Genomic DNA, 13,913 nt, shown 5'->3' on the forward strand with positions numbered 1-13,913 from the left:
CCGCCGCGTGGGCGCGATCAAGCACGACGCAGCCGCACCCTGCAACGCACCGCCACCCCCCGAGCCGGACTCAGACCTGAATACCAGCCATCCGCTTCCATTCATACGCACTCGTACGAATCTTCGCCGCGAACTCCCCGTCGAACTCCTCGTGCACCGTGACCCCCGCCTTCTCCAGCGCCCGCAGCCCGATCTCCACGCTGGGTGCCACCAGGTTCCCCCACTCCCCGTCCTCGCCGACGAGGGCGATCCGGGCCCCCCGCTCACCGATGTACGCCACGTTGCCCCCGGCCCCGCCGTGCGCCTTGGCGAAGGCGCCGATCTCGTGGGCGAGGCGCTTCACCTTGCGCTCGGTCTTCGCGTCAACCTGCTCCGTGTCTGCCATGGTCAGGATGCTACCGACGGGTAGATGAAACAGCGAAGGGAGGGGCGCGTGGCCTTGACCACGCGCCCCTCCCTTATGGAAGAAACAAACGGACTACCTGAGGAACGGGTCCACCGCGACCGCCACGAACAGGATCGACACATAGGTGATCGACCAGTGGAACAGCCGCATCTCCTTGAGCTTGACGCCCGTCACCTCGGCCTTCGCCCGGTTCTGCAGCCCGTGCGCCTCCCACAGCCAGAAGCCGCCGGAGGCCAGCGCGACGGCCGTGTAGAACCAGCCGGTGTAGCCGAGCGGCTGGAGCAGCAGGGAGACGGCGACCATGACCCAGCTGTAGATCACGATCTGCCGGGCGACGACCTTGTTGGAGGCGATCACCGGAAGCATGGGCACGCCCACGCGCGCGTAGTCGTCCTTGACCTTCATGGAGAGCGGCCAGTAGTGCGGCGGCGTCCAGAAGAACATGACGAGGAAGAGGATGACCGGAGCCCACGACATGGAGTTCGTGACCGAGGACCAGCCGATCAGCACCGGAAGGCAGCCCGCGATGCCGCCCCACACGATGTTCTGCGACGTACGCCGCTTGAGGATCATCGTGTAGACGACGACGTAGAAGAGGAGCGCTCCGAGCGACAGCCAGGCGGACAGCCAGTTGACGGTGAATCCGAAGAGCAGTGTGGAGACGACCGCCAGGCTGATGCCGAAGGCGAGGCACTCGCGCGGACTGACCATGCCGGTCACCAGCGGCCGCTGCGAGGTGCGGTCCATCAGGGCGTCGATGTCCCGGTCGATGTACATGTTCAGCGCGTTGGCGCCGCCCGCGGACAGGTAGCCGCCCACGCAGGTGAGCAGCACCAGCTTGAGGTCGGGCACGCCCTGCTGGGCCAGGAACATGACCGGCACCGTGGTGATGAGCAGCAGCTCGATGATCCGCGGCTTGGTCAGCGCCACGAAGCCCTTGACCCGGGCGCCGAACGGCCGGTGGACCGGGCTGTGGCTCACACCGAGCGCACCAGCAGGACGGGATTCGACGGCCGTCACGCACACCCCTGACAGAGACATCCCAGCGGGCCACCCGTGTGAAACCGGTGTAAAGACCCGCGCGTACCACGCCACTTTAGACGTTGCCCATATCCGGTTTTCCGCCGGGGTCCGCTCGTGTTGGCGGGGTGCCCGCCGAACCCCCTTTGAGCAGGACGGCGGGCCGCTCCGTATTCATGTGCCCAGCGGCTTCCGGGCCGGTCGGGAGGCGGATGGCGGCGAGTCCCGGCAGTCTGGAATGACTCGAAAAACGCACGTCCCCTCGGGGGTAGGCTCGACAACGGCCGGTGGACACCAGTGCACCGGCGGGCCGGCGGGCGCCACGCGCCGCGTACCGGCGAACAACATGTGGAGAGGAGCCCTGACCCAGGGTGAGCACCAAGCCGACCACCACAGACCTTGAGTGGACCGAGCTGGACCAGCGGGCCGTGGACACCGCCCGTGTCCTGGCCGCCGACGCCGTACAGAAGGTCGGCAACGGCCATCCCGGCACGGCGATGAGCCTGGCCCCGGCCGCCTACACCCTCTTCCAGAAGGTGATGCGGCACGACCCGGCCGACCCGGAGTGGGTGGGCCGCGACCGCTTCGTGCTGTCCGCCGGTCACTCGTCCCTGACCCTCTACACGCAGCTCTACCTGGCCGGCTTCGGCCTGGAGCTGGACGACCTGAAGTCCTTCCGCACCTGGGGCTCGAAGACCCCGGGCCACCCGGAGTACGGACACACCAAGGGCGTCGAGACCACCACAGGGCCGCTGGGCCAGGGTGTGGCCAACGCGGTGGGCATGGCCATGGCCTCCCGCTTCGAGCGCGGCCTGTTCGACCCGGACGCGCCGGAGGGCTCGTCCCCCTTCGACCACTACATCTACTGCATCGCCGGTGACGGCTGCCTCCAGGAGGGCATCTCCGCCGAGGCGTCCTCGCTCGCGGGCCACCAGAAGCTCGGCAACCTGATCCTGCTGTGGGACGACAACCACATCTCGATCGAGGGCGACACCGAGACGGCCGTGTCCGAGGACACGATGAAGCGGTACGAGGCGTACGGCTGGCACGTCCAGCGCGTGGAGCCCAAGGCCGACGGCGACCTGGACCCCGAGGCGATCTACGCGGCGATCGAGGCGGCCAAGGCCGTCACCGACCGCCCGTCCTTCATCGCCATGCGCTCGATCATCGCCTGGCCCGCCCCGAACGCCCAGGACACCGAGGCCGCGCACGGCTCGGCCCTCGGTGACGACGAGGTCGCGGCCACCAAGCGCGTCCTCGGCTTCGACGACACCCAGACCTTCGCCGTCGCCGACGAGGTGCTCACCCACACGCGCGGCGCCCTGGAGCGCGGCCGCGAGGCCAAGGCCGAGTGGGAGAAGTCCTTCCAGGAGTGGCGGGGCAACAACGCCGAGCGCGCGGCCGAGTTCGACCGCATCGCCGCGGGCGAGCTGCCGGCCGGCTGGGCGGAGAAGATCCCGGTCTTCGAGACCGGCAAGAGCATCGCCACCCGCGCCGCCTCCGGCAAGGTCCTCCAGGACCTCGGCGCGGTCGTGCCCGAACTGTGGGGCGGCTCCGCCGACCTCGCCGGTTCGAACAACACGACCATCGACAAGGACAGCTCCTTCCTCCCGGCGGGCAACCCGCTGCCCGAGGCGGACCCGTACGGCCGCACCATCCACTTCGGCATCCGCGAGTTCGCGATGGCCGCCGAGATGAACGGCATCACGCTGCACGGGAACACCCGTGTCTACGGCGGTACGTTCCTCGTCTTCTCCGACTACATGCGCAACGCCGTGCGCCTGTCGGCCCTGATGCACGTGCCGGTGACGTACGTGTGGACGCACGACTCCATCGGCCTGGGCGAGGACGGCCCGACCCACCAGCCGGTCGAGCACCTGGCCGCGCTGCGCGCGATCCCCGGTCTGAACGTGGTCCGCCCGGCGGACGCCAACGAGACGGCCATCGCCTGGCGCGAGATCCAGAAGCGCTGGACGAAGGAGTTCGGCAAGGGCGCCCCGCACGGTCTGGTCCTCACCCGCCAGGGTGTGCCGGTCTACGAGCCCAACGACGACGCCGCCCGTGGCGGTTACGTCCTGCTGGAGGCCGAGGGCGGCGAGCCGCAGGTGATCCTGATCGCCACCGGTTCCGAGGTGCACGTGGCCGTCGAGGCGCGTGAGCAGCTCCAGGCCGAGGGCGTACCGACCCGCGTGGTCTCGATGCCGTCGGTGGAGTGGTTCGAGGAGCAGGACCGGGGGTACCGGGAGTCCGTGCTGCCGCCGTCGGTCAGGGCCCGGGTCGCCGTGGAGGCCGGTATCGGCCTCACCTGGCACAAGTACGTGGGCGATGCGGGTCGCATCGTTTCCCTGGAGCACTTCGGCGCGTCCGCGGACGGCAAGGTCCTGTTCCGCGAGTACGGCTTCACTCCGGAGAACGTGGCGGCCCAGGCGCGGGAATCCCTCGCCGACGCCCAGCGCTGACGCCCGTAAACGACACGTAGGAGATGCAATTTCCATGACAGACGCACTCAAGCGCCTCTCCGAGGAAGGCGTCGCGATCTGGCTGGACGACCTGTCGCGCAAGCGGATCACGTCCGGCAATCTCGCCGAGCTGATCGACCAGCAGCACGTCGTGGGCGTCACCACCAACCCGACGATCTTCCAGAAGGCGATCAGCAGCGGCGACGGCTACGAGCAGCAGCTCGCCGACCTCGCCGCCCGCGAGGTCACCGTGGAAGAGGCCATCCGCATGATCACCACGGCGGACGTCCGCGACGCCGCCGACATCCTGCGCCCGGTCTTCGACGCGACCGGTGGCCAGGACGGCCGGGTCTCCATCGAGGTCGACCCGCGCCTGGCGCACAACACCCGGGCCACCGTCGCCGAGGCCAAGCAGCTGGCCTGGCTGGTGGACCGGCCCAACGCGCTGATCAAGATCCCGGCCACCGTGGCGGGTCTGCCGGCCATCGCGGAGACGATCGGCAACGGCATCAGCGTCAACGTGACGCTGATCTTCTCCCTCGACCGGTACCGCAAGGTCATGGACGCGTACCTGACCGGCCTGGAGAAGGCCAAGGAGCGCGGCCTGGACCTGTCGCTGATCTACTCCGTGGCGTCCTTCTTCGTGTCCCGCGTGGACTCCGAGATCGACAAGCGGCTGGCGGTGCTCGGCACCGACGAGGCCAAGGCGCTGCGCGGCAAGGCCGCCATCGCCAACGCCCGGCTCGCCTACCAGGCGTACGAGGAGGTCTTCTCGTCCGACCGCTGGAAGGCGCTGGAGAAGGCGGGCGCGAACAAGCAGCGTCCGCTGTGGGCGTCGACCGGTGTGAAGGACCCGGCGTACTCGGACACGATGTACGTCACCGAGCTGGTCGCGCCGAACACGGTCAACACCATGCCGGAGGCCACCCTTGAGGCCACCGAGGACCACGGGCAGATCACCGGCGACACGGTGTCCGGCACGTACGAGCAGGCTCGCGCCGACCTCGACGCGCTGGAGGCCCTGGGCATCTCCTACGACGACGTCGTCAAGGTCCTGGAGGACGAGGGCGTCGACAAGTTCGAGGCGTCCTGGAACGACCTGCTGAAGTCGACCGAGGCGGAGCTCAAGCGGCTCGCCCCTTCGGAGGGCTGATTTGTCACCCCTCAACGGTTCCGGAGCCAATCCGCTTCGTGATCCCGCGGACCGACGGCTCCCGCGCATCGCGGGGCCGTCGGGCCTGGTGATCTTCGGCGTCACCGGCGACCTGTCCCGCAAGAAGCTGATGCCCGCGGTCTACGACCTCGCCAACCGCGGTCTGCTGCCGCCGGGCTTCGCCCTGGTGGGCTTCGCCCGCCGCGACTGGGAACACGAGGACTTCGCGCAGGTCGTCCACGACGCCGTGAAGGAACACGCCCGTACGCCGTTCCGCGAGGAGGTCTGGCAGCAGCTCCTCCAGGGGATGCGCTTCGTCCAGGGCACCTTCGACGACGACGAGTCCTTCGAGCGGCTGCGCACGACCATCGAAGAGCTGGACAAGGCGCAGGGCACGAGCGGCAACTTCGCCTTCTATCTGTCGGTGCCGCCGCGCGCGTTCCCGGTCGTCATCAAGCAGCTCAAGAAGCACGGGCTGGCCGACCAGACCGGTGGCTCCTGGCGGCGCGCGGTCATCGAGAAGCCCTTCGGCCACGACCTGAAGTCGGCCGAGGAGCTGAACAAGGTCGTGCACGAGGTGTTCGAGCCGGACCAGGTGTTCCGGATCGACCACTACCTCGGCAAGGAGACCGTCCAGAACCTGCTGGCGCTGCGCTTCGCCAACACCATGTTCGAGCCGATCTGGAACCGGTCCTACGTGGACCACGTGCAGATCACCATGGCGGAGGACATCGGCATCGGCGGCCGCGCCGGGTACTACGACGGCATCGGCGCCGCCCGTGACGTCATCCAGAACCACCTGCTCCAGCTGCTCGCGCTGACCGCGATGGAGGAGCCCTCCTCCTTCGACGCGGACGCGCTGGCGGCGGAGAAGACCAAGGTGCTGGGCGCCGTCCGGCTGCCGGACGAGCTGGGCCTGCACACGGTGCGCGGTCAGTACGCGGCCGGGTGGCAGGGCGGCCAGAAGGTCATCGGCTACCTCGAAGAGGACGGGATCAACCCCGAGTCGAAGACCGACACCTACGCGGCCGTGAAGCTGGAGATCGACAACCGCCGCTGGGCGGGTGTCCCCTTCTATCTGCGCACCGGCAAGCGGCTCGGCCGCCGGGTCACCGAGATCGCGGTGGTCTTCCAGCGCGCCCCGCACTCCCCGTTCGACCACACGGCGACCGAGGAGCTGGGCGAGAACGCGATCGTCATCCGCGTTCAGCCGGACGAGGGCATCACGGTCCGGTTCGGCTCCAAGGTGCCCGGCACCTCCATGGAGATCCGGGACGTGTCGATGGACTTCGCGTACGGCGAGTCCTTCACCGAGTCCAGCCCCGAGGCGTACGAGCGGCTCATCCTGGACGTGCTGCTCGGCGACGCCAATCTCTTCCCGCGCACGGAGGAGGTCGAGCTGTCCTGGGAGATCCTCGACCCGGTCGAGGAGTACTGGGACACCCACGGCAGGCCCGCGCAGTACAAGTCGGGTACGTGGGGTCCGGCCGAGGCGGACGAGATGCTCGCACGAGACGGACGGAGCTGGCGCCGGCCATGAAGATAGACCTGACCGGAACCACCGCCGGAGAGATCAACAAGGCGCTGGTGGAGGGCCGCCGGGCGATCGGCACCCCCGCCGTCGGCATGGTGCTCACCCTCGTCGTCGTCACCGACGAGGAGAACGCCTACGACGCGCTGCGCGCCGCCAACGACGCCTCGCGCGAGCACCCCTCGCGCACCCTGGTCGTCATCAAGCGGCACGCCCGTACCCTGCGCGACCGCACCACCTCCCGGCTCGACGCCGAGGTCAGGGTGGGCGCGGACGCGGGCACCGGGGAGACCGTGGTGGTGCGGCTGCACGGCGAGGTCTCCGACCACGCCGACTCGGTCGTGCTGCCGCTGCTGCTGCCCGACGCCCCCGTGGTCGTCTGGTGGCCGGTGTCCGCGCCGCTGGACCCGGCCAAGGACCCGCTCGGCGCGCTCGCGCAGCGCCGGGTCACCGACACCTACGCCGCCGAGCAGCCGGTGCGGGAACTGGCCGCGCGTGCCGAGACCTACGCCCCCGGCGACACCGACCTGTCCTGGACCCGGATCACGCCCTGGCGCTCGATGCTGGCGGCGGCCCTGGACCAGGTGGTCTGCGAGGTCGCGGGTGTCGAGGTGGAGGGCGAGGAGTTCAACCCGAGCTGCGAGCTGCTCGCGATGTGGCTGGCGGACCGCCTTGCGGTGCCCGTGAAGCGGACGCTGTCGGCGGGGCCCGGGCTCACCGCCGTCCGGCTGGACACCACCTGCGGGCCGATCGTGCTGGACCGGGCGGACGGTTCGCTGGCCACCCTGGCCATCTCGGGCCAGCCGGCCCGCGCGGTCGCGCTCAAGCGGCGGGACACCGCCGAGCTGCTCGCGGAGGAGCTGCGCAGGCTCGACCCGGACGACACCTACGCGGCGGCGCTGCGCTACGGCGTGGAGCGGCTGGCGCAGGCGGAGGACGCGGTGACGGGCCTGGCGTCGGTGGCCGAGGACGTCGCGGCGGAGGAGGCGGCGATCCAGCAGACCGTCGCCGAGGACGCGGTGACGGAGGTCGTGGCCGAGGAGGCGGTGGCCGAGGAGGCCGCCGTCGACAAGGCTTCCGATCAGGCGGGTGCGGCGGAGAAGCCGACCCCCAACTCCCTCGCGAGGAAGGCGGCGTCGAAGTGAGCACTCCGCAGCTGGTCGTGCACCGCGACAAGGAACTGATGGCCGAGGCCGCCGCGGCCCGTCTGATCACGAAGATCGTGGACGCGCAGGCTTCGCGCGGTCACGCCTCCGTGGTCCTCACGGGCGGCCGCAACGGCAACGGTCTGCTGGCCGCGCTGGCCTCCGCGCCCGCGCGGGACGCCATCGACTGGAGCCGCCTGGACCTGTGGTGGGGCGACGAGCGCTACCTCCCCGAGGGCGACCCGGACCGCAACTACACGCAGGCCCGCGAGGCCCTGCTCGACGCCGTACCGCTGGACCCGGCGCGGGTGCACCCGATGCCCGCCTCGGACGGTCCGTACGGCGCCGACGTGGACGCGGCGGCCGAGGCGTACGCGGCGGAGCTGGCCAAGGCGGCAGGACCCGAGGACCACGCCGAGGTGCCGGAGTTCGACGTGCTGCTGCTCGGCGTCGGCCCGGACACCCATGTGGCCTCCCTGTTCCCGGAGTTGCCGGCCGTCCGGGAGACCGAGCGCACGGTGGTGGGCGTGCACGGCGCGCCCAAGCCGCCGCCGACCCGCGTCTCCCTGACGCTGCCCGCGATCCGCGCGGCGCGTGAGGTGTGGCTGCTGGCGGCGGGCGAGGACAAGGCCGAGGCGGTGGCCATGGCCCTCTCCGGCGCGGGCGAGGTCCAGGCCCCGGCGGCTGGCGCCCAGGGCCGGGCCCGGACGCTGTGGCTGCTGGACGCGGCCGCGGCGAAGGACCTGCCGCGTTCGCTGTATCCCCCGGCTTCGCCGTGAGAACCGCGGGCTGAGAGCACAGAGGGGCGGCGCGAGTTTCGACTCGCGCCGCCCTTTTGCGTGTTGACCGCCGGTCACTTGACCGACCCGGCCATCACCCCCTGCACGAAGTGCCGTTGGAAGGCGAAGAAGACGGCCACCGGCACGATCAGCGAGAGGAAGGCCCCCGGTGCCAGTACGTCGATGTTGCTGCCGAACTGGCGTATCTGTGACTGGAGTTGGACGGTGAGCGGCTGGGACGAGCTGTCCGCGAAGAGCAGGGCGACCAGCATGTCGTTCCACACCCAGAGGAACTGGAAGATGGCGAGGCTGGCGAGGGCGGGGCGTCCCACGGGCAGGACCAGCTGGGTGAAGATGCGCCACTCGCCGCCGCCGTCCATGCGGGCGGCCTCCAGCATCTCCTTGGGGATCTCGGCGAAGTAGTTGCGCAGCAGGAACACCGCGAACGGCAGTCCGTAGGCGACGTGGAAGAGGACGACGCCGGGGATCGTGCCGAACAGGCCCAGTTGGCCGAAGAGTTTGGCGACGGGGAGCAGTCCGACCTGCACCGGCACCACCAACAGGGCGACCACCAGCAGGAAGAGGGGCTCCCTGAGGGGGAACTCCAGCCAGGCGAAGGCGTATCCGGCCAGTGCCGCGAGGATGACGACCAGTGCGGTGGTCGGCACCGAGATCAGCACGGTGTTCCAGAACGCCTGCGTCATACCGGAGTTCTTCAGCAGGGCCGCGTAGTTGTCGAAGGACAGCTGGCCGGGACTGGTGAGCGCCGTCCACCAGCCGCCCTTGGCGGTGTCCTCGGGGGTGCGCATGGAGGAGACGAACAGCCCGGCGAGCGGTGTCAGCCAGACCAGTCCGACCACCACCAGGAACGCCTGGACCAGGCCGTTGCCGAGGCCGCGCCGGACCGCGTTCATCGCTGACTCCTTCGGAAACGCCGGACGTTGAAGACCATCGCGGGGATCACCAGGAGCAGCAGGAGCACGCCGAGGGCGCTGCCGAGGCCCTGGTTGTTGCCGCCTCCGAAGGAGACCAGCCACATCTGCGTGGCGAGGACGGTGGCGTCCTCCTGCACCGGGCCCGGGGCGATGATGTAGACGAGGTCGAAGACCTTCATCACGTTGATCACGAGGGTCACGAAGACGACCGTGAGCACGGGCGCGAGCAGCGGGACGGTGATGCGGCGGAAGATCTGCCACTCGTTCGCGCCGTCGACCCGGGCCGCCTCCAGGGTCTCCCGGGGCAGCGTGGACAGGCCCGCGCCGATGAGGACCATGGCGAAGCCGGTCCAGATCCAGAGGTACGCGCCGATGATCGCGGGCGTGACCAGCGCCGGGCCGAGCCAGGAGACGCCCTGGTAGGGCGCGGCAAAGTTGGCGCCGGGCAGCCGGAGCGCGTACGAACCGGCGGCGAGGTGGGTGAAGCGGAAGGAGCCGTCGGCGGTGGTGGTCGCGGTGGCGGCGGTGTGCCCGTCGCGCACGGCCTCGACCTTCATGCCGGGCAGTCCGCTCTCCTTGGCGTCGACCTGGCCCTGCTTCCCTCCCCCGCCTGGGGTGAAGTCGAGGTAGACGACACCGCGCACCTCGCCGGAGGGGGCGCTGCCCGACGGCTGCCGTGCGGGTTCGGCGCCCTTGGGGAGGTCCTTGGGCAGGACGCCGACCATCGGGAGGACGACGCCGCTGCCGCCCGGCGAGACATGAGCGGCCGTGGTGTACGCGCCACCGGCGGCCGGGGTGAGCCCGTGGCCGGTGCGGGCGCGGGCGGTCGGGTAGGAGGAGGTGCCGGCGAAGGCGTCGTGGACGGAGACGACGGCCGCGTTGAGGACGCCCTTGTCGGGGTCCTCGTCGTAGGCGAGCCGGAAGATGATCCCGGCGGCGAGGAAGGAGACCGCCATCGGCATGAACAGCAGCAGCTTGAAGGCGGTGGCCCAGCGGACCTTCTCCACCAGGACGGCGAGGATCAGGCCGAGCCCGGTGAGCAGGGCGGGGGCGACGACGACCCAGATGGCGGTGTTCCGGATGGCCTTCACGGTGGCCGGGTCCTGGAACATCTCGGCGTAGTTGCCGCCGCCGACGAACCGGGTGCCGGAGGCGTCGAAGAAGCTGCGGCCGACGGAGAAGAGCACCGGGTAGACGACGAGCGCGCCGAGCAGGAGCAGCGCGGGGAGGACGAAGAGGAGGGCGACCGCCCGGCCGCGCCGCCGGGTGCGGCGCTGGCGCGCCGGCCCGGCGGCGGACGGGGCCGCCTGTTCCTTGACGGGGACGGTGGCGGTCATCGGGCCACTCAGTTCTGGTAGGCCTTGGCCGCCGCGGACTCCAGCTTCGCCGCGGTGCCCTTGGCGTCGGAGGGGTCGCGCAGGAAGTCCTGGAGGATCTTCCACTCACCGGCACCCTTGGTGCCGCCGAACGCGGCCGGGGCCTGGTCGGACATGTCGAAGCGGACCGAATCGCCAGCACCCACGAGGGACTTGGCGGTGGCCCGGGTGACGTCGTCGCCGTAGGCAGCGAGGTCGAGGTTCTTGTTCGGGGACAGGAAGCCGCCCGCCTTGGCCCAGACGGCGGCGGCCTCGGGGGTGGCCAGGTACTCCAGGAGCTTCATGCCGGCCTTGGCGTTCTTGCCGTCCTTGAGGACGACCGCCGCGTCACCGCCGCTGACCACGGGCGCGGTGCCGCCGTCGACCGCCGGGAAGGGGAAGAAGTTCGCGTCCTTGCCGATGGTGCGGTGGAACTGGTCGTGGGCGACACCGGCCACGAAGTCGCCCTCGTAGACCATGCCCGCCTGGGGCTTGGGGCCGAAGACCTTCTCGACGGAGCCGGGGAAGTCGGTGTTGAGCGCCTCCTTGCTGCCGCCCGCGATCAGCTGCTTGTCCTTGAACAGCGTGCCGAGGGTGGTGAGCGCCTTGACCACGCTGGCGTCGGTCCACTTGAGCTTGTGGGCGGCCAGCGCGTCGTACTTCTCGGGGCCCGCCTGGGAGAGGTAGATGTTCTCGAACCAGTCGGTGAGGGTCCAGCCGTCCTGTCCGGCGACGGCGAAGGCGGCGAGCCCGGAGTCGGAGACGGTGTGCCCGGCCTTCAGCAGGTCGGCGTACGTCGTGGGGGGCTTGACGCCCGCCTGGTCGAGGGCGTCGGGGCTGTACCAGACGGTGGACTTGTGGGCGGCCTTGAAGTAGAGGCCGTAGAGGGTGCCGTCGACGCTGCCGTACTTCTTCCAGACCGGGGCGAAGCCCGAGTCGACCGACTTCTCGGTGGTGGCGGACAGCGGCGTGAGCCAGCCCTTCTGGGCGAACTGCTGGAGCACGCCGACCTGCGGGACCATCACCACGTCGGGGGCGTTGCCGCCCTCGATCTTGCTGCCGACGACGGTGGAGACGTTGTCGCCGGTGGAGGTGAACTGGGTCTTGGCGCCGGTCTTCGCGGTGAAGGCGTCGAGCACCTTCTGGAAGTTCTTCTGCTCGCTGCCGGACCACACACCGGCGACGGTGACGGTCTGGCCGGTGAGCGCCTTGTCGCCGCCCCCGGCGGCGACGGGCTTGTCGCCGCCGCACGCGGTCGCGCCGAGCGCGAGGACGAGAGCGGTGCAGCCGGTGAGCAGGGTGGTGCGTCGTCGCATCATCGTTGATGCCCCTTCGGTAGGACGGGAGTTGACTTCCGGGTGGGTGTTGACGGCGGATCAGAGGTCGGCGAGCCACCAGGCGGCGGTGGAGCCGGGGAGTTCCCCGGCCGGGCAGGGGCCGCTGGCGAGCAGAGGGGTGCCGGGGACGGGCGCGGTCGTGGGCGCGGTACCGAAGTTGACGGCGCAGACCAGGCCGTCGCCGCGGGTGAAGGCGAGGACGCCGGGCTCGGTGTCGAGCCAGCGCAGCGTGCCGTCACCGTCGCCCAACTGGGGCAGCGAGGCGCGCAGTTGGAGTCCGTCGCGGTAGAGGTGCCAGAAGGAGCGGGTGTCGGCGAGGGCGCGCTCGGTGGCGTACTCGGCGAAGTAGTCGGGCTGGGGCAGCCAGGTCTTGACGCCCTCGACGCCGGTGGTGAAGCCGAACGGGGAGGCCTGTCCGGACCAGGGCAGCGGGACCCGGCAGCCGTCGCGGACCCGGGCGCGGCTGCCGGTGCGGTGGAAGACGGGGTCGGTGAGTACGTCGTCGGGGAGGTCGACGACCTCGGGCAGACCCAGTTCCTCGCCCTGGTAGATGTACGCGGCGCCGGGCAGCGCGAGCATCAGCAGGGCGGCGGCGCGGGCGCGGGCGGCGCCGAGGCCGCTGCCGCCGGGGGCGGGTTCGCCGTAGCGGGTGACGGTGCGGACCTGGTCGTGGTTGTTGAGGACCCAGGTGAGGGTGGAGCCGGTGCCGGCGATGTCCCGCATGGCCTCGGAGATGACCTTGCGGAAGGCGTCGGCGTCCCAGGGGGCGCCGAGCAGGTCGAAGAAGAAGGCCTGGTGGAGTTCGTCGGGGCGGACGTAGGCGGCGTGCTCGCGGGCGGTGGGGACGGAGACCTCGCCGACCAGGAGGCGTTCGCGGCCGTCGCGGGCGGTGTACTCCTCGCAGACCGCGCGCCAGCGGCGCCACACGTCGTGCACCTCGGGCTGGTTCCAGGCGAGCGGGTTGACCGAGTCGCGGGTGCGGGCGTCGGCCTCCGGGTCGTCGGAGTCGGGCAGTTCGGGGTGCTTGAAGAGTCCGGCGGCCACGTCGATGCGGAAGCCGTCCACGCCCCGGTCGAGCCAGAAGCGCAGGACCTCCTCGAACTCGGCGGGGATCTCGGGGTGGCGCCAGTTCCAGTCGGGCTGTTCGGGCGTGAACATGTGCAGGTACCACTGGCCGTCGTCGGTCCGGGTCCAGGCGGGTCCGCCGAACATGGCGTGCCAGTTGTTGGGCGGCTCGGCGCCGCCCGGGCCGCGTCCCTCGGCGAAGTGGAAGCGGGCGCGCTCCTCGCTGCCGGGCCCTGCGGCCAGGGCGGCGCGGAACCAGGGGTGCTCGCTGGAGCAGTGGTTGGGGACGATGTCGAGCAGGATGCGCAGGCCGAGCCGCCGGGCGTCGGCCATCAGCAGGTCGAACTCGGCGAGGTCGCCGAAGAGCGGGTCGACGTCGCGGTAGTTCGCCACGTCGTAGCCGTGGTCGTGCTGGGGCGACGGGTAGAACGGGCTCAGCCAGACGCCGTCCACGCCGAGCTTCTTCAGGTACGGAAGTCCGGCGCGGACTCCGGCGAGGTCGCCCACGCCGTCACCGGTGCTGTCCAGGAAGCTCCGGACATACACCTGGTAGATCACCGCGTCGCGCCACCAGTGGTGCCTTTTCATGCATGCATGTTAGGTAGCTGTTTCTCAGGGGTGTCAATGAGAAGAACGCACGGCGCCGCCAAGTAGAGCACACAAAAGGGAACTTACTCGGGCAAGGCGAAGCGCTTCGATATGAGCGCGTTACTTAACAAGTAACTAGT

11 protein-coding genes are annotated in these 13,913 nt (G+C 70.3%); 5 read left to right on the forward strand and 6 right to left on the reverse strand.

All coding sequences use genetic code 11. The annotated features are described in order from the left end of the window. Positions 1 to 70: 70 nt before the first annotated feature. Positions 71 to 385, reverse strand: coding sequence for a hypothetical protein (locus AB0E91_RS27405; RefSeq protein WP_161180226.1), 315 nt, complete (start codon positions 383 to 385; stop codon positions 71 to 73). Positions 386 to 478: 93 nt separating this feature from the next. Beyond that, positions 479 to 1,432, reverse strand: a complete 954-nt coding sequence (locus tag AB0E91_RS27410) for a heme o synthase (RefSeq protein ID WP_361787478.1) — start codon at positions 1,430 to 1,432, stop codon at positions 479 to 481. A gap of 365 nt (positions 1,433 to 1,797) precedes the next feature. Between AB0E91_RS27410 and tkt the strand changes: the two genes are divergently transcribed. The 5 genes from tkt to pgl are packed head-to-tail and all read left to right on the forward strand — an operon-like array spanning position 1,798 to position 8,493. Continuing rightward, positions 1,798 to 3,885, forward strand: a complete 2,088-nt coding sequence (gene tkt, locus AB0E91_RS27415; protein WP_361787292.1) for a transketolase — start codon at positions 1,798 to 1,800, stop codon at positions 3,883 to 3,885. A gap of 34 nt (positions 3,886 to 3,919) precedes the next feature. Further along, positions 3,920 to 5,038 (forward strand): transaldolase, encoded by a 1,119-nt coding sequence (gene tal, locus AB0E91_RS27420; RefSeq protein WP_361787295.1) that lies wholly within the window; start codon positions 3,920 to 3,922, stop codon positions 5,036 to 5,038. A 1-nt stretch (position 5,039) separates the two neighbouring features. After that, positions 5,040 to 6,578: a glucose-6-phosphate dehydrogenase gene (gene zwf / locus AB0E91_RS27425; RefSeq protein WP_361787298.1), complete on the forward strand. Its 1,539-nt coding sequence runs from the start codon at positions 5,040 to 5,042 to the stop codon at positions 6,576 to 6,578. Then, positions 6,575 to 7,714, forward strand: a complete 1,140-nt coding sequence (opcA, locus tag AB0E91_RS27430; RefSeq protein ID WP_361787301.1) for a glucose-6-phosphate dehydrogenase assembly protein OpcA — start codon at positions 6,575 to 6,577, stop codon at positions 7,712 to 7,714. The genes zwf and opcA overlap by 4 nt, the downstream gene beginning before the upstream one ends. Beyond that, positions 7,711 to 8,493, forward strand: coding sequence for a 6-phosphogluconolactonase (pgl, locus tag AB0E91_RS27435; RefSeq protein WP_161178243.1), 783 nt, complete (start codon positions 7,711 to 7,713; stop codon positions 8,491 to 8,493). The genes opcA and pgl overlap by 4 nt, the downstream gene beginning before the upstream one ends. A gap of 74 nt (positions 8,494 to 8,567) precedes the next feature. Here the strand turns inward: pgl and AB0E91_RS27440 are convergent, their stop codons facing one another. Genes AB0E91_RS27440 through AB0E91_RS27455 form a run of 4 tightly spaced genes read right to left on the reverse strand, consistent with a single transcriptional unit; the run spans position 8,568 to position 13,773 of the window. Further along, positions 8,568 to 9,407 (reverse strand): carbohydrate ABC transporter permease, encoded by an 840-nt coding sequence (locus AB0E91_RS27440; protein WP_361787305.1) that lies wholly within the window; start codon positions 9,405 to 9,407, stop codon positions 8,568 to 8,570. Then, positions 9,404 to 10,765 (reverse strand): sugar ABC transporter permease, encoded by a 1,362-nt coding sequence (locus AB0E91_RS27445; RefSeq protein ID WP_361787308.1) that lies wholly within the window; start codon positions 10,763 to 10,765, stop codon positions 9,404 to 9,406. The genes AB0E91_RS27440 and AB0E91_RS27445 overlap by 4 nt, the downstream gene beginning before the upstream one ends. A gap of 8 nt (positions 10,766 to 10,773) precedes the next feature. Next, positions 10,774 to 12,102 (reverse strand): ABC transporter substrate-binding protein, encoded by a 1,329-nt coding sequence (locus AB0E91_RS27450; protein ID WP_361787311.1) that lies wholly within the window; start codon positions 12,100 to 12,102, stop codon positions 10,774 to 10,776. A 57-nt stretch (positions 12,103 to 12,159) separates the two neighbouring features. After that, a complete protein-coding gene (locus tag AB0E91_RS27455) occupies positions 12,160 to 13,773 on the reverse strand; it encodes a glycoside hydrolase family 13 protein (protein WP_361787314.1) in 1,614 nt (537 codons plus the stop codon). Between the last annotated feature and the right edge of the window lie 140 nt (positions 13,774 to 13,913).

It is taken from the genome of Streptomyces sp. NPDC026659, assembly GCF_040638245.1.
In the GTDB taxonomy this organism is placed as follows: Bacteria; Actinomycetota; Actinomycetes; order Streptomycetales; family Streptomycetaceae; genus Streptomyces.

What these genes read in the sequence shown, in the direction of transcription:
- AB0E91_RS27405 (WP_161180226.1), bottom strand. Translation starts at nt 385, where the DNA reads ATGGCAGACACGGAGCAGGTTGACGCGAAGACCGAGCGCAAGGTGAAG.
- tal (WP_361787295.1), top strand. Translation starts at nt 3,920, where the DNA reads ATGACAGACGCACTCAAGCGCCTCTCCGAGGAAGGCGTCGCGATCTGG.
- opcA (WP_361787301.1), top strand. Translation starts at nt 6,575, where the DNA reads ATGAAGATAGACCTGACCGGAACCACCGCCGGAGAGATCAACAAGGCG.
- AB0E91_RS27440 (WP_361787305.1), bottom strand. Translation starts at nt 9,407, where the DNA reads ATGAACGCGGTCCGGCGCGGCCTCGGCAACGGCCTGGTCCAGGCGTTC.
- AB0E91_RS27445 (WP_361787308.1), bottom strand. Translation starts at nt 10,765, where the DNA reads ATGACCGCCACCGTCCCCGTCAAGGAACAGGCGGCCCCGTCCGCCGCC.
- AB0E91_RS27450 (WP_361787311.1), bottom strand. Translation starts at nt 12,102, where the DNA reads ATGATGCGACGACGCACCACCCTGCTCACCGGCTGCACCGCTCTCGTC.
- AB0E91_RS27455 (WP_361787314.1), bottom strand. Translation starts at nt 13,773, where the DNA reads ATGAAAAGGCACCACTGGTGGCGCGACGCGGTGATCTACCAGGTGTAT.